Origin of the sequence: Paenibacillus sp. GM2FR, from assembly GCF_002803325.1 — a bacterium.
In the GTDB taxonomy this organism is placed as follows: domain Bacteria; phylum Bacillota; class Bacilli; order Paenibacillales; family Paenibacillaceae; genus Paenibacillus_AQ; species Paenibacillus_AQ lautus.
Genome location: NZ_MKZM01000008.1, coordinates 304,720 through 329,294, shown reverse-complemented (window position 1 = coordinate 329,294; position 24,575 = coordinate 304,720). Strand labels below are relative to the sequence as shown.

Genomic DNA, 24,575 nt, shown 5'->3' with positions numbered 1-24,575 from the left:
ATAAGTCTTTTGCCTACGTGTTACTCAAAATCCGTTTTGCTCTGACCATTTCACTTCGCCGTCCACCCAAGTCATCACGGGCCAGCCTTTCAGCTTCCAGCCCGTAAATGGCGTGTTGCGGCCTTTCGTTGCGAACTCTTCCGGATTCACTTCTTTCTCTGCATCGAGATCAATCATGGTCAGATCCGCTGCTTTACCGGCCTCCAGCACGCCCGTTGCAAGACCGAATACTCTTGCCGGATCGCTGGTCATCCGCTTCACGAGCAAGGCGAGATCCCATTTGCCTGTTGCGACGAATTTGGTATAGAGCAGCGGGAAGGCTGTTTCGAATCCCACGATACCGAATGGTGCAAGCTCCATGCCTTTCGCCTTCTCTTCCGCGCTGTGCGGTGCATGATCCGTTACGATCATATCGAGCGTTCCATCCAGCAGACCTTCTATACAAGCCTCCACATCACGCGGGGTGCGCAGCGGCGGGTTCATCTTCCAGTTGGCATCCAGGCCGGGAATATCTTCGTCAGAGAGAACCAGATGGTGCGGGCATACCTCGGCCGTTACCGAGATGCCAATCGCTTTTGCCTGGCGGATCAAGCGTACGGACTGCTCTGTGCTCACATGGCATACGTGGTAATGTACGCCGGTGGCTTCGGTCAGCAGAATGTCCCGTCCAACATGGATCGCTTCCGACTCGTTTGGTATTCCTTTCAGGCCGTGCTGCTGAGCGAATTTGCCTTCGGTCACGCAAGCTCCTTTTACCAGCGAGTCATCCTCGCAGTGCGCAATGACCGGCATGCCCAGCGCTTTCGCTTTGTTCATGGCATCTTTCATCATCTGTGCGTTCTGCACACCAACGCCGTCGTCCGTAAACCCGATTGCACCCGCGGCCTTCAAGGCCTCAAAGTCCGTCAGTTCGCGGCCCAGCTCGTTCTTCGTAATGGCTGCATAGGGCAGCACCTTCGCAAGACCAGCCTCGCTAGCCTTATCCAGCACAAGCTTCACCGTTTCCGGCGTATCGGTCACCGGTCTTGTGTTCGGCATGCAGGCAATGGTTGTAAAGCCGCCTTTGACTGCCGAGCGGCTGCCGCTCTCGATCGTTTCCTTGTGCTCATATCCCGGCTCTCTCAAGTGCACATGCATATCGATGAATCCCGGTGTGACCAGTTTCCCCTCGGCATCGATTATCTGAACGTTATCGCCCGGTTCCGGCAAGGCTGCGATATCACTCGCAACCGAATGAATCAATCCGTCTGCAATGACGATATGTTTATCTTCGAGCTGTCCTTGTTCATTGATCACTTTGGCATTCTTTATCACTTGCATTTGCATCTTGGTTCCCCTCCGCAGCAGAAGCACCGCTCGCTTCTTAGTATATTGTATAATAAAAATTCATATTTGTGTATAAATATTAATATTTATTCATTCTGTAAACCGTATTCCGCGTTTTCAATCAGACCATCGCCCGTTCCATGACTGCCATGCGAATCGGCACTCCGTTCGCCATCTGCTTGAATATCATCGATCTTGCGCTTTCCACGACCGCGTCGTCGATTTCTACGTTCCGGTTCACCGGTGCCGGATGCATAATGATCGTGTGCCCCGACAGCTTGGCCGCCCGCTCTTCCGTCAAACCGTACTGTTCCCGGTATTCCGCGCTGGATTTGAATACTCCTTCATTATGCCGTTCCAGTTGAACTCTCAGCATCATCACTACATCCGCCTTGAGTGCCGTTTCCATCGATACGTAAGGTGCATACCGGGCCAGCTCCGGAGCCTGCATCGTTTCCGGTGCGCAGAACTGTACATGGGCACCGAATTTCTGCAGGGCCCACAGGTCCGAACGAGCAACCCGGCTGTGCTTGATGTCTCCGATGATGGATACCGTTAATCCCTTAAGCTCGCCGAAGCTTTTCTTCATCGTATAAAGATCAAGCAGCGCCTGCGTGGGGTGCTCATTGTTGCCGTCGCCCGCATTGACCAGCGGAATCGAGATCCGCTCCGCTAGCTCCTGCAGTACTCCGGCTGGCTTCAGCCGGATGACGCCCGCGTCGATTCCCATGGATTCCAGCGTTCTAACCGTATCGTAGATCGACTCGCCTTTCTCGACGCTGGATGCTGCCGCCGCAAAGTTCATGACCTCAGCACCGAGTCTTTTCTCAGCCATTTCAAACGAAAATCTCGTTCTGGTGCTGTTCTCGAAGAACATATTAACCGCAAATTTCGATTGAAGTACCGGCACCACTTTCTCGGACTGCGCTTCCCAATATGCCGCCCGATTCAGGATCGATCCGATTTCGTCTCTGCTAATATCCTTCAAACCTAAGAGGCTGCGTTCTTTCAATGAAATGGCTGTTGTCATGATTATCGTTCCTCTCTTTGGCTAATGGTCACTTCGTCCTTGCCGTCGATTTCGGTTAATGCCACCGTAATTTCCTCGTGTTTGGAGGTAGGAACGTTCTTTCCGATATAATCCGGCCGGATCGGCAGTTCGCGATGTCCCCGGTCTGCCAAAACCGCAAGCTGTATCATTCTTGGCCGTCCGCAGTCCATCAGGGCGTCCATTGCAGCACGGATCGTCCGTCCGGTGTACAGCACGTCATCAAACAAAATGACCTTCTTGTCATGAATGTTCAGATGTGCAAGGCTGAGCTTCGCTCCTTCTCCCCGTTCAGCAGCGGCTCCCTTGCTGTCCCGGTCATCGCGGTAGGAAGTCACGTCGATCTCTCCCCATGGAATCGGCGTACCTTCAATCTCATTCATTCGCTCAGCGATCCGCTGGGCAAGGAACACGCCGCGTGTGCGGATGCCGACCAGGACGCAGTCCTCAATCCCTTTATTCTTTTCCAATATTTCATGGGCAATTCTCGTTAGGGCGCGGCGGATGGCCGTCTCGTCCATAATCACATGCTGTTCGTTGCTCATCCTTAAGTCCTCCTTCTAAACGTTTGATTAGCCCTTTTTAGTTCAGACGATCCGTGAGTTCATTACACACAAAAAAACTCCTTGCCCGGCTGGACAAGGAGTTGATCTCATAGAGATAGTGTGGAAAGCGCAGCATCTATCCGCAGACAGAACTATGCCTCCTGTTAATGAACCTCGGTTCACGTTACCTTGCCAGCCTCACGGGACTGATTTAAAGGTGCTATTCGATTGATTTCATTATGACAGACCCTACAGGAGCTGTCAACAGCAATCATGTCGAATGATGTCACGTACTACGCGGAGTTTATAACATGTCATTAAAATTCAAATTCAACATCGCTAAGTCTTCTGCGAATTTCGGAAATGACGCGTTTCTCTTCTTCCTCACCGTCAGCAATGAAGGTAACGGAGAAGCGTACGAAATGTCCCGCATCATCCCAAGGCACGGTGGAGATCAATTTCTCGCGAATCAGATACTGGGAGAAATCTTCGCCGGATTCAAAGCGGCGCCCGCCTTTAACGCCTTTTGGAGCTTCAACGTAGAGGAAGAAGGAGCCCTTCGGCTTCTCGGCCTTAAAACCAAGCCCGTTCAACACGTCTACCAGCATGTTGTGGCGGCGGGAATACTTCTCAGCGATCTTCTCCGTAATTTGCGGATTGTCCAGACCGTATGCGGCAGCCTTTTGAATGGCTATAAATTGTCCTGAATCGTTGTTGTCCTTCACATCGCCAAACGCTTTAACCACAAGCGGATTACCGGCGATGAAGCCAATGCGCCATCCCGTCATATTGTAAGATTTGGACAGGGAGTGAAGCTCCACGCCAACATCCTTCGCACCGGGGACGGAGAGAAAGCTGAGCGGCTTCAAGCCATCGTAAGTCAGCGCTGCATAAGGAGCGTCATGGACAACAACAACACCATACTTGCGGGCCCACTCGACAACCTCGGTGAAAAACTCGACCGTTGCGCTGGCACCCGTCGGGTTGTTCGGATAGTTCAGGTAGAGCAGTTTGGCACGGTGGGCAATGTCCTCAGGGATCGAGCTGAGATCCGGAAGGAATCCGTTCTCTTTTTTCAGCTCCACATTGTAAACCTCACCGCCCAAGTACTTGGTATGCGTACCGAGTACAGGATATCCAGGAACCGTCATGATGGTGATGTCCCCAGGGTTAATGAAGCAGGACGGCAGCATGGCCAGTGCCGGCTTGGAACCGATGGAATGCAGAACTTCTGTAGCGGCATCAATGCCTTCAACCCCAAATACATTCTTCAAGTAGCGAACAACTGCTTCCTTGAACTCCGGAATTCCGTTATCCGCATAGCCCCGGTTTTCCCGCTTCGCTGCTTCTTCTGCCAGCTTCGCCACGATGCCTGCATCGGCCATCTCATCCGGCTCGCCAACCCCCATATCGATCAGCTCCGTCCCAGGATGTTCCTGCTTCGCAGCTGCCTTCGCTCTTTTGATTTTCTCGAATTTATAAATGGCTGTATCTTTGCCATAATTAGCGCCGCCGATCCGGTTGGCAAAGCTCTGTTGAATGTACGTTTCCTGATACTTATCCATACTCATGATTTGTATTCATCTCCTACTCTAGCTTTCATACTCATCCTAAATATGCAGGAAAATCACAACGGGAGCCATGCATTATATATCAAATGATTTGTACTTTTTCGGCTGGGTGGAGCTGGTAGATCCTATGGTGTTCCTATTTGAAAACACACTTAAGTTAGCTCCAGCCATTCCGCGAGAAGCTCGTCACGACTCGCGGATAGCGACTCCCGCTCGTTCCACCGCTGCTCGAGCAGTGACAGATCCGTATCCTCGTGTAAATCGTCGCCTTCCATCTCAAGCCAGCCGTCAAGCTGCCGGATACGGGTTTCTAGACGAGCAATCTCCTCCTCCAACCATTTGGACCTTTCGGCGGAAGAGCGATCCGGGTTTACGCGTTTGGAAAGCTGAGCAGAGCTATCCTTCGCTTGGGCCTGCTGGATCACCTTCTGTTTGGGAATAACATCAAATCCCGCTGATAGCTCCCTTGCCTGCAATTCCGCGTCAAGCCGGTCTTTCTTATCCCGGAAATCATCATAATTTCCATGATAGACAGTCAGCTTCCCTTGATTCAAATCCCATACTTTACGAGACACTTGATTCACGAAATAACGGTCATGGGAAATGGCAAGAACGGTCCCCGCATACCCCTGCAGCGCATCCTCCAACGCTTCGCGGGAGGCAATATCCAGATGGTTCGTGGGTTCATCCAGAAGCAGCAGGTTCGGCTTCTGATGGATGAGCAGCGCGAGCCTCAATCGTGTCCATTCCCCGCCGGACAGCTGCCCCACCGATCTGAACACGGCCGCACCATAGAACAGATACCTTGCCAATATCCCTCGAGCTTCCCCCTCTTCAACTCCGGCCTTCTCCCGGAAATATTGAAGCACCGTTTCCTTCGGATTGTCCGGTTCCTCCTGCTGAGCCAAATAACCCACATCGACACGCGAACCCCATTCAAGCGAACCGGAATCGGGCGTCAGCTCACCCAACAGCACTTTGAACAGCGTTGTTTTCCCGCTGCCGTTCGAGCCCATCAGTGCAATTTTTTCGCCGAATTCGATTAGACCGGATGCGCCTCTCAGCACCGCCTGATTCCCATAGGAAACCTTAACTTGATCAAAGTATGCCACGCGGCGACCGGAACGATCTTGAGGATTCAGTTCAAAATCAGCCTGTCTGCGTTCCAGTACGGGCCTCTTGACCCGCTCCATTCGCTCCAGTGCTCGCCTCATGGAAGCCGCGCGCTTGAAAAACTTCTCATTGCCGCCAATCCGGCCGAACTCTTCAAGCTGCTTGATGGATTCCTTCATCTTCTTGATTACTTTCTGCTGTTCTTGGTAGTCGGCGAACTGCTGCAGCAAACGCTCTTCCTTATCGTTCATGAACGTGGTGTAGCCACCTTGCGCAGTGAAAGCTTCGCCATCTTCAAGCTCAATCGTTTTGGACACGACCCGATCCAGAAAATATCGGTCGTGAGAGATCATGACGCAGGTTCCCGGATATTCGCGCAAGAATTCCTCCAGCCATTCCGTGCGTGCCAAATCCAGATGGTTGGTCGGTTCATCGAGCAGGAGCAAATCCGGCTGTACGATCAGCTGCGATGCCAGCACGACTCGAGTCTGTTCTCCACCGGACAACGAGCCAAAGGCCAGTCCGTATTCGCTCTTGGGTATTTGCAGCCCGGTAGCGATTTTGTCGATGCTTGCTTCCAGCTCATAGCCGCCCTCTGTTTCAAAGCGTTCCTGAAGGGCTGAGTATTTCCGCAGCACTCGATCGAGCTGCCCAGCATTTCCGGCAATGTCCGGGTCACTCATTTTTCTCTCAAGCTCCGTCATTTCCGCTCGGTAATCCTTTAAGTGACTCAACCCCTGTTCAAGTACATCCAGCACCGTCCAGGAATCCATATGGCTCGGAATCTGCTCCAAATATCCGATTTTTGCCCCCTTCTTTATGGCCAGCTGCCCTTCGTTTGGCTGATCGAGACCCGCAAGCAGGCGCATCAGCGTCGACTTTCCGCTGCCGTTCCTTCCGATAAGCGCGACCTTCTCGCCTTCCTGTATTTCAAACGATATCTGGTCCAGTACCAGATGAGCACCGTGATATTGCGTCAGTTTCTGTACATTGATCATATTCATTCTAGGTTTCCTCCTGTATGCTGCGAACAGTCAACCTGTTCGCTAAAGCGTATAGATTAGGGAGAAGACCCGGACTGCAAACGCAAAAAGGGCCCACAGAGCAAGCTCCGCGGACCCTTAAGAATGGTAAGCCTAAATAGGCTTAATCCGTGCAGGCAGGCAGGTGACTTCTCGCGATGGTACAAACCGTATCATTAAAATTGGACAGACCTCTCCCGTTGTAGAGAAATGCATGAACAATGCCAGCCATAGCTATAGGCAGCTGGCTAATACGGTTGTTAACCATCTCGATATTCATCCTGCTCACCTCCTTCATCAAAGTTATCGTCACTATAACATTCCTTGGATAAAATGGCAAGGAAAATAGCCCCACAAAGTAGAGCCAATACTTCGATGCTTTCTCCAAATACTTTGCGGGGACCCAAAACATCTAAATGCAAAAAGGAACCGCTAGCGGCCCCTTAGAATCGTCAGCAGTTCTTCCATATCATTCGGCATCGGTGCCGAAAACTCCATATACTCCCCGGTCGAAGGATGGACAAAGCCCAAAATGGCGGCATGAAGCGCCTGACCGTTTAATTTAATCCCCTTGCTCTTGCCGTATACAGGATCACCTACGAGAGGATGGCCGATATACTTCATATGCACGCGGATTTGATGCGTACGTCCCGTCTCCAGCTTCAGCTCGAGAAGACTGTAATCCCCGAACCGTTCCACAACGGTAAAATGAGTAACCGCATGTTTGCTGTTCCGGTCCGTGACGGTATACAGTTTACGATCCTGCGCGTCACGGCCGATAGGGGCATCAATGGTGCCTTGATCATGACTGATGTTGCCGTGCACCAAGGCCAAGTAACGGCGGTTCACGCTGTGATCCTTCAGTTGGCCGGCAAGAGAAGCATGAGCTTTATCATTCTTCGCTGCCATGATTAGACCGGTTGTATCTTTGTCAATCCGATGGACGATGCCAGGACGAAGCTCCCCATTAATTCCCGACAAGTCTTTGCAGTGAAACATCAACGCATTCACAAGTGTACCCGACGAATGTCCCGGAGCCGGATGGACAACCATCCCTCGAGGTTTGTTTACAACAATCACATCCACGTCTTCAAACGCGATCTCAAGCGGGATGTCCTCCGGAATAATCTCTACTGCCGATGGCTCAGGAACTTTCAGCAGGATGCGGTCACCCTGACTCACTTTGTAATTGGACTTAACCGGACCTTCATTAACGATGACATGTCCATCCGTAATCCATAACTGCACCTGGGAGCGTGAAACATCCTCACCAAGGTTCTCCGTTATGTATTTATCTATGCGGGTTTTGGCAGATTCGGCATCCACCGTCCACTCACAGGTTTCCGATTCGTGCCCCGTTTCGCCTGTCCATTCCGTATCAGTATCCATACCGTCTTGCAACATTATTCATTCCCTTCTGTGCCAGAAACTTCACTTGTTGTCTGTATCTTCTCGCGTCTTCCTTCCAGAAGCGTGTCCAATATGATCAATCCCACACCGATGACGATACAAGAATCGGCGATATTAAAAATCGGGAAGGTGTAGCTGCCAAAATTAAATTGCAGGAAATCGACAACCTCTCCCATCAACAAGCGATCGATGAAGTTTCCAAGTGCCCCGCCCAGTACAAGCGCAAGAGCCGTAGGCAGCAGCTTACGTCCTTCTTTCGATACCTTCCGGAGGTACCAGACTATCCCGCCCACAACGATTAGCGTCACAACAATGAAGAACCATAATTGATCCTGCAGTATGCCAAACGCGGCACCCCGGTTTCGGCTGGACGTAATCAGGAAGAAGTCTCCGATCACAGGAATCTGTTCATAAAGCTCAAGCCTCGAGGCAATCAAGTACTTGGTTCCCTGATCAATAAGAAATAAAACAAATGCAATCAAATAATACACCACTTGTTTATGTCACTCCGTTCTTGTCTTCTCCAATCAGGCGATCACCTTCGCTGATCGGTCAGTAACTCGTCTTATTGTAGCACAGCGGCTCAGAAACCGTCCATTCCTGTCCAATGGCGAGAACATTTTCCGTCAGTAAAACCATCTCAATGGGTGCACTCTATACATATGAACCAGAAGGTCAACTTCGGACCATGAAAGGAGCCTGACATGTCGCATCTAACTCAGGAGCAACTCAATAATTTGCAACAAAAGCTGATGGATCGAAAGGTTGAGCTTGAACGGCGCATGGTATATAACGACCAACATGGGCTGGGGGAATCAGAGAGAGATATGACTGGCGAGCTGTCCCATATTGATAACCATCCTGGCGATTTGGCAAGCGAGATGTATGAAAGAGAAAAAGACCTTGCACTCCAGGACAGGGTGGATCAGGAACTGCAGCGGGTTATTTTTTCGCTTGAAGCGATTCATCACGGCCGTTACGGCGTGTGCCTTACCTGCGGCCAGCCCATTCCGTACGAGCGGTTGGAGGTTCTTCCGGATACGCAATATTGTGTAAAAGATACGCCTCGTGAACGAGTTTCCCGCGATCGTCCGGTTGAAGAGGAAGTCCTTGCTCCCGCTTTTGGAAAATCCAGTATGGACGAGCATGAATATGCTGCGTTTGACGGCGAAGACGCGTGGCAGATCGTTGAAAGCTGGGGGAATTCCAATTCCCCTGCTCTGGCCGAAGGCAACGAAATTGACAGCTATAACGAGATGGATATCGAGAATGGCGATGATCAAGGTGGATTCGTTGAAGTGTATGAAAATTTCGTTGCAACCAATATCGATGGCTCCGAAGTGTTTATCGTACGAAGTCCGCAATATGTCGATTACCTAAACCGGGGCGAAGGAAGCTACCTGTTAGATCCCCATGGCGACCCTGATGATGAATCATTCAGCTAAATAAGTTTTTACGACCGGCAGCATAACAAATTGGATGCAGCGCTGCCGGGCATTACATATTCATATAGGACAAACTCACGTTAGTTCAAGCTGACGCTGAACAATCCGCACAATATCCGCAATGTAGTCGCCGATAATAGGCAAGTTCAACGCGCCAAGCGCCTGTAGGACGTATATAATGGTCGCCGCAAAAAAGGTAAAACCAATCGCGATTCCCACACCTCGGGCTGACCCCGCCAGCAAATTGGTCCATATCAATTTCCATGGCCGATTTAGCAGCTGGGTGTATTCTGCGATTCGGGCCTTCTCCAGCTGCTGTGCAATGTCCGTAGTCATACGGTGTATGGCGCTCAATTGGTCCCGCTCTTTCTCCATTGACTTTTTTTGATCAGCTGACACCCCAGCATCCGGCTTCTCCGCCATGTCTACCGCCCCTTTGCCTATACAAATCGACATCAGATAAATTAGATCCAGAGCAGCTCCACTATCATGTGTGCTCGTTGCCTGCTTATCATTAAATTTGAATTCGCTGATTATTATGCATCTATTGGAAGCATCTCATTCGTTCGTAAGAACGCCCTTGAAGATATTCGTTCCCTCATTTGAACAAGAAAAAACCACTGCCCCTGTTGATAATGGCAGTGGTTACTAACCAATTTAATACTTAGGCGATGTGGATGCCGATGGTTTTGCCGCCAAGCTCAACCCGCTCCATGCCTTCGCTTTGTCCGAATTGCAAATCGTTTACAAGGACATTCTCGCGCAGTACATCTTCAAATGCGGTGATCGCAGCTTTAAGCTCATCATCTGTATCCAGAGTCAAATTAACCCGCTTTTCGATCGGCAGATCCAGTTTCTTACGCGTATCCTGTACGGCACGCACCACTTCGCGAACCCAGCCTTCTTGCTCCAGCTCTGGCGTGATATCCGTATTGAGTGCCACGGTTAAACCATAACCTGAAGCCGATGCGAAACCTTCCTTCGCCTTTTTCTCCACCAGCAGCTCTTCGGACGTGATCTGTAATTCTTCACCCTCCGGCGATGTAACGTTCACGCCGCCCGTTTGAACCACCTTGCGGGTCTCGTCACTGCTCATGCCTTTCAGGAACCCTTGCAGGAACCCGATATTTTTACCGTATTTCTTGCCTGCGACTTTCAGGTTCATTTTCAGTGTGAAATCGACGAAGCCACTATCGCTGGTCTCCACCTCAATCACTTTGACATTGATCTCATCCTTGATGATATCTTCATAACCGGAGAGATCAAACTCGCGATCCATGGACACAATCAGCTCAGACAGCGGCTGACGCGTTTTGATCCCTGTCTCGTTGCGGACGTTACGCGCAAGCTCCACGATCTGTCTTGCCGTCTCCATGTCCTGCTCGAGCGCCTTGTCGATCAACGCTTCGTCGGCTTGCGGAAAGTCGGCCAGATGTACGCTTTCTCCTCCGCCCATATTCACAAAAATATCTTCAGACAGCATCGGCGTGAATGGAGCCATCAGCTTGGAGAGGGTCAACAGCACATGTGTAAGCGTTCCGTAAGCCGCCAGCTTATCTTCTCCGAGTCCGCTGCCCCAGAAACGGTCACGCGAACGGCGGATGTACCAGTTGCTCAGCTCATCCACATAAGCTTCGATTGCTTTTGCCGCATTCAGGAAGTCATTCACGGCCAGTCCTTTATCAACCACCTGAATCAAGCTGTTCAGACGGGACAGAATCCAGCGGTCCAGCTTATGGTCCGATCCCTTGAACTCATGCTCCTTCGGATCATAGCCGTCAATACCGGCATACAGGGTCAGGAATGCATGAGTATTGACCAGCGTATCCACAACCTTGGATTTAGCTTCGCCTACAATTCCCTTCGAGAATCGTTTACTGTTCCATGGCGCACTGTCAGCCAGCAGAGCCCATCGGAACGCATCCGTGCCGTATTCCTCGATGATTTCCCAAGGATCGATAACGTTGCCTTTGGATTTGGACATCTTCTGTCCATTCTCATCAAGGATATGACCTGTGGCCATAACCGCTTTATAAGGCGCTTTACCCGTGAAGAGAGTCGATACGGCGAGCAAGCTGTAGAACCATCCGCGCGTCTGATCGATCCCTTCGCAGATCATATCGGCAGGATACTGCTGTTCGAATTTCTCCTTGTCCTCGAATGGATAATGGTATTGTGCATACGGCATCGATCCGCTGTCAAACCATACGTCAATGACTTCCGAGGTCCGTTCCATCACGCCGCCTTCACAGTGGGGGCATTTCACTTTCACTTCATCCACATAAGGCTTATGCAGCTCCAGATCCTCCGCTACCTCACCTACCGCGTTGGCGCGAAGCTCCGCAATGCTGTGCGGCGAGAATTGCCCTTCACAAGAATCGCAGACCCATACATTGAGCGGCGTTCCCCAATAACGGTTCCGGCTGATATTCCAATCCACCAGATCTTCAAGGAACTTGCCGAAGCGGCCTTCACGCACATGGCCCGGATACCAGGTTACCTCATTGTTGTTCGCGATAAGTTGATCCTTAACGGCTGTCGTTTCGATAAACCAGCTCTCCATCGCATAATAGAGCAGCGGGGATTTACAGCGCCAGCAGAACGGATAGCTGTGCTCGTACTTCTCTTTGCTGTACAGAAGTCCTTTTTCAGACAATGCCTTCACAATGTCCAGATCGCAATCTTTGACAAAGCGTCCGGCAAAATCCGTCACTTCATCGGTATAACGACCTTGGCCGTTCACGACACTCACGAAACTGATGCCATTCTCGCGGCATACGCGATAATCGTCTTCACCATGCGCAGGAGCCATGTGCACAATCCCCGTACCGCTTGCATCGGTAACAAAGGATGCGCCGACGATGAGATTCGCTTTCTCGGCTTTTATATACGGGAACGGAGGATCGTAAGTTTTGCCGACGAGTTCGGAACCTTTCAGCGTCGATAGAACGGTAAAGTCGCCTTTCATAACATCCTCTACCAGATTCTTAGCCACGATATAGATGCCGTCCTCCTGCTCAACGCGGGCGTAATCCATATCCGGATTAACGGCCAGCGCCACGTGGGATGGAAGCGTCCAAGGCGTAGTCGTCCATGCCAATACATACTCTTCATTGTCATGCAGCTTAAACTTCGCCGTTGCGCTGAGGTCTTTAACATCCTCATAACCCTGAGCCACTTCGTGGGAACTGAGCGTGGTCTGACAGCAAGGGCAGTATGGGCTTACGCGATGACCGCGGTACAGAAGCCCTTTATCATGAATCGTCGCCAAAATGTTCCATACACTCTCGATATAGTTGTTCTCGAGCGTGATGTACGGATGATCCAGATCGGTCCAATAAGCAATCGCTTCAGTCAGCTCGCGCCACTTATGCTCATATTCAAATACGCTGGCTTTGCACTTTTTGATAAAGGCTTCAACGCCATAATTCTCGATCTCCTGCTTGCCGGAGATGCCCAGCTGCTTCTCTACGCCAAGCTCTACCGGAAGTCCGTGCGTATCCCAGCCCGCTTTCCGAACGACATGGAAGCCCTTCATCGTCTGATAACGGCCCACAAAATCCTTGATGACCCGGCCAAGCACGTGACCGATATGAGGCGCGCCGTTTGCAGTTGGCGGACCTTCGTAGAATACATAGTTCGGCTTACCGGCCCGCAGCTCGATTGATTTCTTGAACGTGTTCTCCTCGTTCCATTTGTTCAAGATGCGCAGCTCTCTTGCCCGCGCCTTCTCCTTGACGTCTACTCTGTTCATGCAGATCTTCCTTTCACTCTTTTCGTAAATGTTCTGTGAAAATAAAAAAAGGCCTCATCCCCCAAGGGACGAGAACCTGTTCTCGCGTTACCACCCTAATTTCGCTTAACCGACTTTTTGCTAAAAAGCCTGTACAAGCGACACCTCAATGTCCATGCCTTTGTTGTAATAGGCAAGGTCCGATGTAACGTTCGGCTGACGGTTCAGCTTACGCACGCGGTTAAACGCTTCAGCTTCACTTCTCCGGGATGATCTTCTGCTTGGTCTGAACGCCGGGCTTTCAGCAACTGCCGGCTCTCTGAGGGACAGATCCTTCGCGTACTATTCCCATCAACGAATTCTTGTATGAATCAACAATATGTTATTAGTTATAGACTCTTTCGCGGAAAAAGTCAACCGGATATCCGTCTAGTATACCTCTTTTGGTTCAAGACTCGGTTCCCGGTTCTCGAGCGTCTCCCAGCCTTCTTGTTTCAACAGCTCCAGCTGCGCCTCAACCAAGGAACGGAAGCGGGTGCGGTAGATGGAAGCCTGCTTCTTCAGCTCTTCCACCTCAAGCGCGATTTTGCGGGATTTACTGAGCGCATCGTTAATGATCCGGTCTGCATTCTTCTCGGATTCCTTAATGATCAGCTGAGCTTCCTTCTTCGCGTTGTTCTTCAACTCATCCGCCGCCTCCTGGGCGACAATGATGGTCTTAGACAAGGTTTCCTCAATATTCGAAAAATGATCCAGTCTTTCTTGCATCGCAATAAGCTGGTTGCCCAACTCTTTGTTCTCCCGGATCACACTTTCATAATCCTTAATAATCTGATCCAAAAACTCGTTGACCTCGTCCTCATCATAACCCCGAATTCGACGGGCAAATTCCTTGTTATGTATATCAAGCGGCGTCAATGGCATGGTGTGCACCTCCTAAATATATGGGCCTTACAGGACGGTTCATCCGCTGTGTTAGCCAAACCACCAGTCCTTGAAGACAATAGCGGTCATTTACGATTTATCGGTAAATCTATTGTTATTTTGAATAACTCTTTGTACTCATTCGACAAAAAAACGGCAATTCCTTCAAAGGTCAGGCATATTTCCCAACCTTGATACGGTACCGCCCTTTTTTCGTCAGGCTTCCTGTCTCCAAAACTTTAAACCGTCCAAATCCTTGGATGGAAACGACATCGCCTTCTTTTAAATTCGTTGAGGGATCCTCTTCCACTTTCCAGTTCACGCGGCATCGGCCCGCCTTGATCGGCACCACGATTTTCGTACGGCTGATTCGGTAGGCATCACTGGCGATCCCGTCGAGTCTCATGGAAGATACCGTAATATCCATCGTTTCGAAATTCGTGCGGGCAACCTGAAGCTTGTCCAGCGGCAGCAATTCCGTCATCACGTGCACCCGGTGGACCTGGCTGAGATTCAGATGCAGGAACGCGCTGATATCGTCGGCAACGACCGCATGACAGCCGTCCGCGAGCACATGGATGTCTCCGATCTTCGATCTCTTAATGCCAAGACCCAAAATCGAACCCATGTAGTCGCCATGCTCCAGCTCCAGAAACTTCTGGTCTCCGGAAGAGATGCTGAGCACCTTCATCTTTAAATCCTCGCCTTCAAGCTCTCGGTAATCCGGAGCAATCAGCGCCCGGACGCGTTCTGAATCAGCATGTCCGCCATCAAACATGGCATGCACGTCCGGATGACGATTCACGAGCGATTCCAGAATGAATCGCTGGCGAGGATCCAGAAAATCCGTCAGCTTCGCTTCATGGTATTGTCCGGCATTGACAACCCATTCCCAAGCCCGGTCCACAAACTCCCGTTCATCCTTGTGAAAATGATCGTAGATGTCTAGTTTCATCGCTCATTCACCTGCTTACAGGAGATATCCGAGAATAGCGTATACGCCTCGCTCCGCTAACTGGAGCACAAACAATGCAATAATGGGCGAAATGTCAATCATCCCCATGATCGGGGGAATAAACCGGCGAAATGGTGCTAAATACGGTTCCACCAACTTGCCCAGCAATTCTCCGACAAAGCTTTCTCTCACATTCGGAAGCCAAGACATCAAAACATAAACCAAAATCATGTAGAAGTAAATACGGAATAGCGTGCTAACAACGCTAATAATTTCGTAGGTCAAAGCCTAAATCACCTCATTCTGTTATATTCATGCTCATCTGCTAGAATCTCCGAGATCGAACCCTGGATCTCCACGGTATCCGGCGTGCATAGGAAGATGTTACCGCCCACCTTCGAGATTCCGCCGCTAAGCGCATAAACGGTTCCGCTAAGAAAATCGATAATGCGCAACGCCTGATCATTCCTCACACGCTGCAGGTTGACTACAACGGTTCGGAAGGACCGCAGATGATCTGCAATCTCCTGTGCTTCATCATATGAACGAGGCTCCACTAATACCACCTTAACGTTCTTCTGTGAATGAATGCTAACGATATTACCGCTCTTTTGGTTCTTCCGATGATCAAACGGCGTTGCCTCCACCGGCTCTTCCTGCGAGGCCAGAACCTCGCGTTCCACAACTTCTTCTTCCTCTTGCAGTCCCAAGAAATTCATAAACCGGTTCATCACGCCCATCGTCAATCCTCCTCTTTCCCTACTAAAATCGAGCCGAGACGCACCCAGGTCGCCCCTTCCTCTATGGCTACTTCAAAGTCATTGGACATGCCCATGGACAATTCGGTCAATGGCTCCGCCGTAAGCGCCTGCTCGTTCAGCTCATCTCTTAGTTGTCTTAAACCACGAAATACAGGACGCGTCTGCTCCGCCGATGATTCGTATGGAGCCATGGTCATGAGTCCGGTCACCTTTACGTGTGAAAGACTGTTGATTTCCTTCAAAAACTCGGCTGCTTTCTCAGGAGGCAAGCCATACTTGGATTCCTCACCCGAAATATTGACCTGCATAAAGGCGGATACCTGCAAATTGAGCGCAGCAGCTCTCTTCTCCAGCTCATGGGCTAAGGATAAGCGGTCGAGCGAATGAATATATTGAAATTTATCAATGACATCCCGAACCTTATTGGTCTGAAGATGGCCGATGAAATGCCACGTGCCGCGGTTTCCAAGAGCGTTCCACTTCGCTTGGGCATCCTGCCAGCGATTCTCGCCGATATGCTGCAGTCCCTGATCCAGTACCGAAGCTGTCATATCCAAGGAGACATATTTCGTGACCGCAATTATATTTACATCACTCCGGTCCCTGCCGCTTCTTGCGCAAGCCTCCGTTATTCGCTGTTCTACTTGATCGATACGTTCCTTCAAACTCAAGGGACGACTCACCTCTTTCTCATCCCGATCCAACTTGCCATACGACCCGTAGTCCCTCCATCTTTACGATAAGAGAAGAACAGATCATGATTGCAGCTTGTACACCATGATGTACATTCGATATGTTCCGCCAATATTCCTGCTTTAATCATAATGTGTCTGTTTATTTCTTTCAAGTTCAGCATGTATTTCCCTTGTCCCTTGTCGATATAAACAGCTGAATTTGTAACTTCCTCGGATATAAACTCCATTATCCCCATATCGCGGACACGATCCATTACCCGATCATCCACCTCGTAGCAGCACTCGCCTATGGATGGACCAATCGCTGCGTGGATGTGCTGAGGCAGACTTCCGTATTCCACAGCCATCCTGTCCACCATTTTCTTGGCGATGCTTCCCACGGTCCCCTTCCAGCCAGCGTGAGCCAAACCAACAGCACCCGTAACCGGATCCCAAAAATAAAGCGGCACGCAGTCGGCATAGAAAGACGTCAATAAAACGCCGGGAACATTAGTTACAAGTCCATCCGTATCTTGGAAAGCCGAGGCTCGGTCCAAGCTCCCTCTGCCCCTGTCCTTATCCTGAACCACGCCAATCTGAACATCATGGACCTGTTCACCGCAAGTCCAGTCTTCCAGAGAAAAGCCAAGCGCGGCAGCGGTCCTTTTCCGGTTCTCTACAATGTCACCCGGCTCGTCGCCGACATGAAAAGCTAAATTCAAACTGTCATAGGGGGCACGGCTAACGCCGCCATGCCGGCCTGTAAAACCGGCCGTGAGTGCGGCGCTTCCCGATCCCCCACTCCATTTTTCGAGCACAAACAGACTCGGTGTCTGCTGATCTTGCCTAACAAACGGTTCCATGAGCATCCCACCTCTATGACCAGTGTAACAGAAAACCTGCGCCGGAGACACATTAACCGATCTGTCTGTTTAGAAGGATCGCCGGTCCGGCCGTTCAAGGTATTCCACCGATTCCGGATCATCGGGCGTTCTTCGCAATTCCTCCATTTTGACAAGGACGACATCCGAGCCAATCTTGACGATATTCCGCCACGGAATGATCAGGTCACTCCCTCCGCCGAACAGCCCCATAAATTTACCGTAGCTTGGCACCACAATCGCTTCAATCCGGCCCTGCCTCAAGTCCAGCTCCAGATCGCTGATCTGTCCGAGCCGCTTGCCATCAATGATATTAATAACATCCTTCGTTTGAAAATCGGAAATTTTCATCTTTTTCCCCACCATTTGATTATCAGGTATCATGCGCATCACACCTTAGATGTATTTGAAGGTTAGCCGTCCATCCATTTTCGTTCATCCATATCCCTCTGTTCAATATATGAGCCGCTTGGGTAAAATAGCTTATTTAAAATTAAAAAAACGATCCCATAAACGGGATCGTTATCTGTTCGATTGATTGCTGGTCTTCTTAAGTTTTGACGTGCTTCTGCATCTGCTTGATCGCTGACTTCTCCAGGCGGGACACTTGAGCTTGGGAGATGCCGATTTCATCCGCAACTTCCATCTGGGTCTTGCCTTCATAAAACCGCATGGATAAAATCATTTTCTCGCGTTGTCCGAGCTTGTGCATCGCTTCCCGGAGAGCAATTTCCTCAATCCAGGACACATCCTTGTTCTTATCATCACTGATTTGATCCATCACATAAATCGGATCGCCACCGTCATGATAAATCGGCTCAAACAGCGAAACGGGATCTTGAATAGCATCAAGTGCAAAAACAACGTCTTCCTTGGGCACGTTCAGCGCTTCGGAAATTTCAAAAATCGTCGGTTCACGCGAGTTCGCATTTGTCAGCTGATCCCTGACCTGAAGTGCCTTGTAAGCAATATCACGCAGTGACCGGGAGACGCGAATCGGGTTATTGTCCCTTAAGTATCGACGTATTTCTCCGATAATCATCGGTACGGCATAAGTGGAAAATTTAACATTTTGCGATAAATCAAAATTGTCGATGGCTTTCATCAATCCGATGCAGCCTACCTGAAACAGATCATCAACAAACTCTCCCCGATTGTTAAACCTTTGGATGACGCTGAGCACCAGTCTCAGGTTGCCATTCACCAGTTTTTCTCGAGCCGATCGTTCATTATTCTGCTGCAGATTATGAAACAGTTCCCTCATTTCCACATTCGTCAGAACAGGCAGTTTTGACGTATCCACACCACAAATTTCAACTTTGTTTCGCGTCATGATGACTAACCTCCCAAGGAGAAACATTACTGTACATTATCTCCGAGGGGGGCTATTTTATTCCTTACGATTTCCAGTTACACCATCTTGTTGAATTCTTTGCGGAGCCGTTTAATAATTCTCTTCTCCAATCGGGAAATGTAGGATTGTGAGATTCCAAGCAGGTCTGCCACGTCTTTTTGCGTCTTTTCCTCGCCGTCCTGAAGACCAAAACGAAGCTCCATAATCATGCGTTCCCGGTCGCTTAATTTATCAAGTGCTTTTTGCAGCAGCTTCCGGTCGACCTGCTCCTCGATGTTACGGTAGATGGTATCATTTTCAGTGCCCAATACATCGGACAAGAGCAATTCATTGCCGTCCCAATCGATATTCAGCGGTTCGTCAAAAGAAACCTCGCTGCGGGTTTTGTTATTCCGGCGCAAATACATCAAAATTTCGTTTTCAATACAGCGCGAGGCATATGTAGCCAGCTTGATTTTTTTCTCCGGATCAAAGGTATTCACCGCCTTAATCAAACCGATGGCACCAATCGATACCAAATCCTCGATGTTAATGCCGGTGTTCTCGAATTTGCGGGCAATGTAAACAACCAGACGCAGGTTACGTTCGATAAGCATGGCACGGGTGGCCGCATCGCCGGTAGGCAGCTTCTTGAGCAAGAACTCCTCTTCCTCTTTCGTAAGCGGCGGCGGGAGTGCCTCGCTTCCTCCGATATAGTAGATTTCCTGACTCTTTAGGCCTAGCAAAAAAAGTACGCGATAATACTGCAGCTGCAATGCTAATCTCCATTTAACGGGCATCTCTTATCCTCCTAAACGTTTTCCCGTAGGGATAACTGACTTCGTAAGCGTAATTTTAATTCTTCTAGTCCGGCATGTTCCGGAAATGACATAAAGGTTTTCAAAGACTTATCCTTAACGTTCGGCCGTAAGGATGGCAACACGCGAACACTATGAAAATGGCTTCATCGTATCATCCTGCATTCTTGGCTTCACCTGGTTCCGAACCGATTCCCCCATTGTGCGACGGTGCGTCCATATCGGCGGAATGTGCATTTATCTTCGGCGTACCTTCTCCTTCCGTCAACGCTGGATGGATGATGGCCCTGTATGCCCTGTCACCCGAGAGCGTCCCGCCATCAAGACCAATCAACACCTTGGATGCCGAATATTCAAATCCTCCCAGTTCGATCCGTACCCTGTCGGGCTTCAACGCAAGCATGAAAGCAGCCCCCCGGTTGACACCGCGGTACGGAACAAGCCGCAGACGGTCCTGCCATTCAAATTCCTCTGCCGCCAGCCCCATAATTAATTTGTCCGGTTCCCCCTCCATCAACTGTTTGCTCCATCCCTGGGGCAGGTGGGCTTCCCACAGTGCTGCTTCCATCACCATAACCGGCGTGCGCGTTAAGGGATCACTCAATTGGTTACCAGTATCGAGCAGCCCCACACAGGATATTTTGGCGCTGCCGATCCATACGGACACCTCTCCCAATAAGGCCTCCCGGTTCTCGGTTTTGCGTTTCGTGGTCTGAACGGCTTTAAACGCGAATACAACTACAAAAAAGGTAATGCACGCAAACCAGAATCCCACCTTCAATTCAAACGATAGCCCTCCCGATGTCGTATACCATATCCCGCTGAACAATTCTCCCGAATTTTGGAGCAAGTAATGAACACCGATAATGCCTCCGGCCGCGGCAAAATTCACCATATAAAATGCTCCCAAATTCCGCAGATAACTCTGTAAGCTTGCAAAGCCGAAAGCGATCCACAACATGATCAACGAAAGTCCAAATTTGATGAGAAAGGTAAACAAAAATGAGAGTTGCGGGACAAACATCATGACGACATACAACGCGCCTACCACAGAGGATAATACAAGTCTCCACCACCTTGGCTTGACCCTGCGCATCCAGGCGGTCAAAGCCAGCAAAATGCCGTCAATGACGAGGTTTGCCAAAAATATGAGATCAATATAAACAACCAGGTTATTCACCTGCCTAGTCGAAGAATCACTTCGGTTATCCTTCTGTTGTTTTCTGGGCAATGGGAGATGTTACTAGTATAAGAAGAATAGAATTCAAAGTCTGTCTAAACCTGTGGGCGGATTACAGACTTTTTTTGTCGATGAAGGGCAGTTTTTAGAGCCGAGAACCAAGAGCAGACCTCTTGGCGTTATCAGCGATCTCTTTTCTAGGAAGGAATGCTTGGGGAAAATCTTTAAAGTCCACTGTAATTTCGCATGGGGCTCTTATTCGTGAAAGTGTGACAGCATCAGCCGTATGGTCCTGACAATGAAGTGAAAGGAAGATGGCGAGGTTGGGTTACAAAAATAAGCCTGTCTTCATCATGATGACGAAGCACAGGCTTACTGATTTTAATCATTATTGCGGGAACGATTGCGAAGGAAAGTAGGAATATCAAGCTGATCATTGCTGTTCTGATTGCCAAATGGCTTCAGATTCACATTACTCTTGTCCGTTGCCGGCTGCTGTTGCTGCTGCTGTTCCCCTTGAGGCACAGGACGACGTCCAGGAGGGATTGGAGAAGGCTTGCCTTCAAAGCCGGTAGCGATCACCGTTACCTTGATTTCATCCTTCATGTTTTCCTCAATAATCGCACCGAAGATCATGTTCACTTCCGGATCGGAAGCTGAAGTTACGATCTCGGCCGCTTCATTCACTTCATACAAGGAGAGATTGGTTCCTCCCGTAATATTCATGATCACACCGCGCGCACCTTCGATAGAGGTTTCAAGGAGCGGGCTCATGATCGCCTTGCGGGCAGCCTCGGAGGCACGGTTCTCACCAGTAGCCAATCCGATACCCATCAGGGCCGAGCCGCGTTCTGTCATGATCGTTTTCACGTCGGCAAAGTCAAGGTTGATCAGACCCGGTACAGCAATTAGATCAGAGATGCCTTGGACTGCCTGGCGAAGAACATTATCCGCTTCACGGAAGGCTTCCAGCATGGGTGTTTTCTTGTCGACAATTTCGAGAAGTCGATCATTCGGGATGACAATCAGCGTGTCGACCTTCTCTTTCAGAGCTTCAATGCCAAGCTCAGCCTGAGAAGAGCGCTTGCGTCCTTCAAACGTAAACGGTCGAGTCACCACGCCTACGGTCAGTGCGCCGCATTCCTTGGCGATTTCAGCAATGACAGGAGCAGCACCCGTTCCGGTTCCGCCGCCCATACCGGCCGTAACGAATACCATATCGGCACCCTTCAGGGTGTTCATGATCAAATCGCGGGATTCTTCCGCCGCCTTCTTGCCTACGTCAGGATTGGCGCCGGCACCAAGACCGCGAGTCAGCTTGTCCCCGATTTGCAGTTTATGTTCGGATTTAGCAAGGTGGAGTGCCTGAGCATCCGTATTGACCGTAATAAATTCAACACCTTGCACACCATTTTCAATCATTCGGTTAACCGCGTTGCTTCCGCCGCCACCTACTCCGATTACTTTTATTTGAGCTAAGCTCTCCATTTCAAAATCAAATTCCAACATCTAATCCATCTCCCCCTCAATGTGCGTGGATGGCACGTCCACAGTCGAATGAATCCGCTATATAAACTCGCTGAACATCTTTTTCAGGCGTTCAATAAATCCCGGCTTCTGGCTGGTCTCCTGAGTTGCTGCGACAGGATTTTGCTGCTTAGCACGGTTCACCGGTTTCTTGCTATTTCCGCTGTTGTTGTTGCTTCCTCCTGTATTGCGTACACGTACGTTCCGGATTGCATTATGGAGGATGCCGACTCCGCTGCAGTATCCCGGATCACGAACACCGATGAAATCGGGAACCGCAATCCGTACGGAAGTCGCCAGCTCATTTTGTGCCACCTGCAGCACACCAGGCATGGACATAGTGCCCCCAGTAAGTATATAACCACCAGGAAGCTCACTGTAACCCAAGCGCTTGATTTCTTGGCGCACCAATTGGAAAATTTCCTGAACGCGAGGTTCTATGATAGCTGCCAAATCTTCTTGCGTGAACTCCTTGTCCACATTGCTTCCAATTCTAGTTACCTTAAACGTTACTTCTTGTGCGGCACTCTCGATCAGTGCGCATCCGTACTTCAGTTTAACCTTCTCTGCTTGATCCGTCAGCGTTCGCAGGCCATATGCAATATCATTCGTGACGAAATCTCCACCAACCGGCAGCGTCGAAGTTGCGGCAATACTGCCTCCCTCGAACACGGCCAAGGTGGTTGAGCCCGCCCCGACGTCAACCAGCACCGAACCCATCGTTTTCTCATCCTTGGACAAGGCTAGCTGCCCGGCTCCAAGCGGAATCAGCACCAGATCCTTCACTTTTAGACCTGATTTCTCCACACAACGTAACAGGTTATGTATTGCCGTTTTGGCGCCAGTAATAATCGTCGCTTCAACTTCTAGCCTTACGCCGATCATTCCTCGCGGATCAGAGATTCCTTCCAAACCGTCAACTACAAACTGTTTAGCAACCACATCGATAATTTCACGATCCGGAGGAAGCGCCACGACTTCCGCTGCTTTCAGCACGCGGTCGATGTCCTCTTCACCAATTTCGCGATCCTCGTTCGATACTGCCACAACTCCATGGCTGGATTGAAGTCCGATATGATTTCCAGAAATGCCGACATATACTTCGGATATTTGAATACCGACCATACGCTCCGCATGATCAACAGCGCTGCGAATGGATTGTACGGTCTGGTCGATATCTACAATTGCACCTTTGCGAATTCCCTCCGAGTCGGCAGATCCAACTCCAATAATATTAAAGGTTCCATTATTAACTTCCCCAATAATAGCACGAACTTTGGATGTACCGATGTCCAAACTAACAATGATGTCATTGTTGCTCAAGCCCTGGCACCTCCTGTTTTTAGCAAATTAATTTTGATAATAAAGAATACATTTCTACTTATTCAACACTCGTAGGTCTTTCCCTCTTTTTTCAACATTTTTTTTACTGCCAACATTTGCTATAACAGGCCGTAAAAGTCATTCAAAAAAGAAGTGCCGAAACAAGTTGTCAATACTTTCAATTGTACCATTTATTCCAACCCCTGAGTAGGGGGTTATTGCCCTTCTTCCGTGCCTTCTTCAACTTCTTCTACAAACGGCACGTAAGAGTCCGCTTCCAGCATCGTAATGACACCCGGCCGCTCCATTTCGGTAACCTGATTCAGGTACTCTACTTTGTCACGGAGCAAGGCAACCGAAGTAATGACTTCGAACTTGGAACGTGTATACATCTTGATCCGATCCGGAAAAGATAACGTCGGCGACGGCATGATTTCCGAGATATCGGAGGTCAGGCTGCCCGAAATCTCGGCAAGCACTTCGCTAAGCTCGGCCTTGTTCGGATCGTCCGGGTCCCAATTGGTCAAAATCGGCTTCTCAACGGCGATGCCGCTCGCTGTAACGGGAACCGAGGTGCCGCTGGCCAGTATGGCTTGAAGTTCCCCGCTTTCGGACAACTCGTAGGCCACCGTAGGATGCTCCGTCACTACGATGCTGACTTCGCCCGGAAAGCTCTTGACCACTTCAGCCGACTTAATCGTTCCCAGCTTCATCAGGCGTTCCTGCACATCTTTCGGTTCAACGCCAAAGTACTGGTCTCCGATATGGAGTCCGCTTTGCTTGATAAGCTGCTCATTTGTATTAAACGTATTGCCTGTAAAATGAATCTCGGTAACTTGGCTGACAGACGACCGGAAAAACAGAATCGTCAGCAGGGCTACGAACAGCAGCAAAAGTATCCATATGATTTTTTTGGCTGTTTTCGGTTTGGGCTTGTCCTGCTTAAGGACAGGCATATGTGTCTTGGACATATCCACTCTCTCCAT

Annotated in this window: 24 protein-coding genes and 1 other annotated feature; of the genes, 1 reads left to right on the top strand and 23 read right to left on the bottom strand. The window is 49.9% G+C overall.

All coding sequences use genetic code 11. The features are described from left to right. Positions 1 to 24: 24 nt before the first annotated feature. The 8 genes from PAEVO_RS01550 to lspA form a co-directional block, all read right to left on the bottom strand. Positions 25 to 1,326, bottom strand: coding sequence for a dihydroorotase (locus PAEVO_RS01550; protein WP_100535978.1), 1,302 nt, complete (start codon positions 1,324 to 1,326; stop codon positions 25 to 27). A 121-nt stretch (positions 1,327 to 1,447) separates the two neighbouring features. Beyond that, complete coding sequence (locus PAEVO_RS01545) at positions 1,448 to 2,359, bottom strand: aspartate carbamoyltransferase catalytic subunit (RefSeq protein ID WP_272868143.1); 912 nt, start codon at positions 2,357 to 2,359, stop codon at positions 1,448 to 1,450. Further along, entirely contained in the window at positions 2,359 to 2,919 is a 561-nt protein-coding gene (pyrR, locus tag PAEVO_RS01540; RefSeq protein ID WP_100535976.1) for a bifunctional pyr operon transcriptional regulator/uracil phosphoribosyltransferase PyrR, read from the bottom strand. Before pyrR ends, PAEVO_RS01545 begins: the two co-directional genes overlap by 1 nt. A 317-nt stretch (positions 2,920 to 3,236) precedes the next feature. Beyond that, complete coding sequence (locus tag PAEVO_RS01535; RefSeq protein ID WP_100535975.1) at positions 3,237 to 4,490, bottom strand: LL-diaminopimelate aminotransferase; 1,254 nt, start codon at positions 4,488 to 4,490, stop codon at positions 3,237 to 3,239. 152 nt (positions 4,491 to 4,642) lie between these two features. Further along, on the bottom strand, positions 4,643 to 6,607 hold the full coding sequence (gene abc-f / locus PAEVO_RS01530; protein WP_100535974.1) for a ribosomal protection-like ABC-F family protein: 1,965 nt from the start codon (positions 6,605 to 6,607) through the stop codon (positions 4,643 to 4,645). Between the two features lie 142 nt (positions 6,608 to 6,749). Further along, a complete protein-coding gene (locus tag PAEVO_RS33610) occupies positions 6,750 to 6,905 on the bottom strand; it encodes a hypothetical protein (RefSeq protein WP_164817395.1) in 156 nt (51 codons plus the stop codon). A gap of 152 nt (positions 6,906 to 7,057) precedes the next feature. Further along, the gene (locus PAEVO_RS01525; RefSeq protein WP_100535973.1) at positions 7,058 to 8,029 is read right to left on the bottom strand and encodes an RluA family pseudouridine synthase; all 972 of its coding nucleotides are present in this window, start codon (positions 8,027 to 8,029) and stop codon (positions 7,058 to 7,060) included. Continuing rightward, the gene (lspA, locus tag PAEVO_RS01520; RefSeq protein ID WP_100535972.1) at positions 8,029 to 8,529 is read right to left on the bottom strand and encodes a signal peptidase II; all 501 of its coding nucleotides are present in this window, start codon (positions 8,527 to 8,529) and stop codon (positions 8,029 to 8,031) included. Before lspA ends, PAEVO_RS01525 begins: the two co-directional genes overlap by 1 nt. A 210-nt stretch (positions 8,530 to 8,739) precedes the next feature. Here lspA and PAEVO_RS01515 point away from each other — a divergent pair, with 210 nt between their 5' ends. Next, positions 8,740 to 9,480: a TraR/DksA C4-type zinc finger protein gene (locus PAEVO_RS01515; protein WP_100535971.1), complete on the top strand. Its 741-nt coding sequence runs from the start codon at positions 8,740 to 8,742 to the stop codon at positions 9,478 to 9,480. 75 nt (positions 9,481 to 9,555) lie between these two features. Here PAEVO_RS01515 and PAEVO_RS01510 read toward each other — a convergent pair whose 3' ends face one another. From PAEVO_RS01510 to PAEVO_RS01440, 15 genes are all read right to left on the bottom strand, one after another. Beyond that, positions 9,556 to 9,903 (bottom strand): DUF5665 domain-containing protein, encoded by a 348-nt coding sequence (locus PAEVO_RS01510; protein ID WP_100535970.1) that lies wholly within the window; start codon positions 9,901 to 9,903, stop codon positions 9,556 to 9,558. Positions 9,904 to 10,144: 241 nt separating this feature from the next. Continuing rightward, positions 10,145 to 13,234, bottom strand: a complete 3,090-nt coding sequence (ileS, locus tag PAEVO_RS01505) for an isoleucine--tRNA ligase (RefSeq protein ID WP_100535969.1) — start codon at positions 13,232 to 13,234, stop codon at positions 10,145 to 10,147. A gap of 61 nt (positions 13,235 to 13,295) precedes the next feature. Continuing rightward, positions 13,296 to 13,577: a binding site (T-box leader), on the bottom strand. A 65-nt stretch (positions 13,578 to 13,642) separates the two neighbouring features. Further along, positions 13,643 to 14,137: a DivIVA domain-containing protein gene (locus tag PAEVO_RS01500; RefSeq protein WP_100535968.1), complete on the bottom strand. Its 495-nt coding sequence runs from the start codon at positions 14,135 to 14,137 to the stop codon at positions 13,643 to 13,645. Between the two features lie 172 nt (positions 14,138 to 14,309). Further along, the gene (locus tag PAEVO_RS01495) at positions 14,310 to 15,092 is read right to left on the bottom strand and encodes a YlmH family RNA-binding protein (protein ID WP_100535967.1); all 783 of its coding nucleotides are present in this window, start codon (positions 15,090 to 15,092) and stop codon (positions 14,310 to 14,312) included. Between the two features lie 15 nt (positions 15,093 to 15,107). Next, entirely contained in the window at positions 15,108 to 15,377 is a 270-nt protein-coding gene (locus PAEVO_RS01490) for a YggT family protein (protein WP_100535966.1), read from the bottom strand. 8 nt (positions 15,378 to 15,385) lie between these two features. Next, on the bottom strand, positions 15,386 to 15,832 hold the full coding sequence (locus tag PAEVO_RS01485; protein ID WP_009589651.1) for a cell division protein SepF: 447 nt from the start codon (positions 15,830 to 15,832) through the stop codon (positions 15,386 to 15,388). A 2-nt stretch (positions 15,833 to 15,834) separates the two neighbouring features. Next, positions 15,835 to 16,524 carry a YggS family pyridoxal phosphate-dependent enzyme gene (locus PAEVO_RS01480; RefSeq protein ID WP_100535965.1) on the bottom strand — a complete coding sequence of 230 codons (690 nt, stop codon included), beginning with the start codon at positions 16,522 to 16,524 and terminating at the stop codon, positions 15,835 to 15,837. Between the two features lie 8 nt (positions 16,525 to 16,532). Further along, positions 16,533 to 17,390, bottom strand: coding sequence for a peptidoglycan editing factor PgeF (gene pgeF / locus PAEVO_RS01475; RefSeq protein ID WP_100535964.1), 858 nt, complete (start codon positions 17,388 to 17,390; stop codon positions 16,533 to 16,535). A gap of 69 nt (positions 17,391 to 17,459) precedes the next feature. After that, a complete protein-coding gene (locus PAEVO_RS01470) occupies positions 17,460 to 17,759 on the bottom strand; it encodes a YlmC/YmxH family sporulation protein (RefSeq protein ID WP_243390607.1) in 300 nt (99 codons plus the stop codon). Between the two features lie 199 nt (positions 17,760 to 17,958). Then, a complete protein-coding gene (gene sigG / locus PAEVO_RS01465; RefSeq protein WP_006209087.1) occupies positions 17,959 to 18,741 on the bottom strand; it encodes an RNA polymerase sporulation sigma factor SigG in 783 nt (260 codons plus the stop codon). A gap of 77 nt (positions 18,742 to 18,818) precedes the next feature. Further along, positions 18,819 to 19,541 (bottom strand): RNA polymerase sporulation sigma factor SigE, encoded by a 723-nt coding sequence (sigE, locus tag PAEVO_RS01460; RefSeq protein ID WP_071222992.1) that lies wholly within the window; start codon positions 19,539 to 19,541, stop codon positions 18,819 to 18,821. Positions 19,542 to 19,713: 172 nt separating this feature from the next. Beyond that, on the bottom strand, positions 19,714 to 20,730 hold the full coding sequence (gene spoIIGA / locus PAEVO_RS01455; RefSeq protein WP_243390838.1) for a sigma-E processing peptidase SpoIIGA: 1,017 nt from the start codon (positions 20,728 to 20,730) through the stop codon (positions 19,714 to 19,716). A 390-nt stretch (positions 20,731 to 21,120) separates the two neighbouring features. Then, a complete protein-coding gene (ftsZ, locus tag PAEVO_RS01450; protein WP_100535962.1) occupies positions 21,121 to 22,248 on the bottom strand; it encodes a cell division protein FtsZ in 1,128 nt (375 codons plus the stop codon). A gap of 57 nt (positions 22,249 to 22,305) precedes the next feature. Further along, positions 22,306 to 23,589, bottom strand: coding sequence for a cell division protein FtsA (gene ftsA, locus PAEVO_RS01445; protein ID WP_100535961.1), 1,284 nt, complete (start codon positions 23,587 to 23,589; stop codon positions 22,306 to 22,308). A gap of 215 nt (positions 23,590 to 23,804) precedes the next feature. Next, complete coding sequence (locus PAEVO_RS01440) at positions 23,805 to 24,560, bottom strand: cell division protein FtsQ/DivIB (protein ID WP_100539286.1); 756 nt, start codon at positions 24,558 to 24,560, stop codon at positions 23,805 to 23,807. Between the last annotated feature and the right edge of the window lie 15 nt (positions 24,561 to 24,575).

Coding starts and splice junctions, on each gene's coding strand:
- PAEVO_RS01550 (WP_100535978.1), bottom strand. CDS start 1,326: ATGCAAATGCAAGTGATAAAGAATGCCAAAGTGATCAATGAACAAGGA.
- pyrR (WP_100535976.1), bottom strand. CDS start 2,919: ATGAGCAACGAACAGCATGTGATTATGGACGAGACGGCCATCCGCCGC.
- PAEVO_RS01535 (WP_100535975.1), bottom strand. CDS start 4,490: ATGAGTATGGATAAGTATCAGGAAACGTACATTCAACAGAGCTTTGCC.
- abc-f (WP_100535974.1), bottom strand. CDS start 6,607: ATGAATATGATCAATGTACAGAAACTGACGCAATATCACGGTGCTCAT.
- PAEVO_RS33610 (WP_164817395.1), bottom strand. CDS start 6,905: ATGAATATCGAGATGGTTAACAACCGTATTAGCCAGCTGCCTATAGCT.
- PAEVO_RS01525 (WP_100535973.1), bottom strand. CDS start 8,029: ATGTTGCAAGACGGTATGGATACTGATACGGAATGGACAGGCGAAACG.
- PAEVO_RS01515 (WP_100535971.1), top strand. CDS start 8,740: ATGTCGCATCTAACTCAGGAGCAACTCAATAATTTGCAACAAAAGCTG.
- PAEVO_RS01510 (WP_100535970.1), bottom strand. CDS start 9,903: ATGGCGGAGAAGCCGGATGCTGGGGTGTCAGCTGATCAAAAAAAGTCA.
- ileS (WP_100535969.1), bottom strand. CDS start 13,234: ATGAACAGAGTAGACGTCAAGGAGAAGGCGCGGGCAAGAGAGCTGCGC.
- PAEVO_RS01500 (WP_100535968.1), bottom strand. CDS start 14,137: ATGCCATTGACGCCGCTTGATATACATAACAAGGAATTTGCCCGTCGA.
- PAEVO_RS01495 (WP_100535967.1), bottom strand. CDS start 15,092: ATGAAACTAGACATCTACGATCATTTTCACAAGGATGAACGGGAGTTT.
- PAEVO_RS01485 (WP_009589651.1), bottom strand. CDS start 15,832: ATGGGCGTGATGAACCGGTTTATGAATTTCTTGGGACTGCAAGAGGAA.
- pgeF (WP_100535964.1), bottom strand. CDS start 17,390: ATGGAACCGTTTGTTAGGCAAGATCAGCAGACACCGAGTCTGTTTGTG.
- PAEVO_RS01470 (WP_243390607.1), bottom strand. CDS start 17,759: ATGAAAATTTCCGATTTTCAAACGAAGGATGTTATTAATATCATTGAT.
- sigG (WP_006209087.1), bottom strand. CDS start 18,741: ATGACGCGAAACAAAGTTGAAATTTGTGGTGTGGATACGTCAAAACTG.
- sigE (WP_071222992.1), bottom strand. CDS start 19,541: ATGCCCGTTAAATGGAGATTAGCATTGCAGCTGCAGTATTATCGCGTA.
- ftsZ (WP_100535962.1), bottom strand. CDS start 22,248: ATGTTGGAATTTGATTTTGAAATGGAGAGCTTAGCTCAAATAAAAGTA.
- PAEVO_RS01440 (WP_100539286.1), bottom strand. CDS start 24,560: ATGTCCAAGACACATATGCCTGTCCTTAAGCAGGACAAGCCCAAACCG.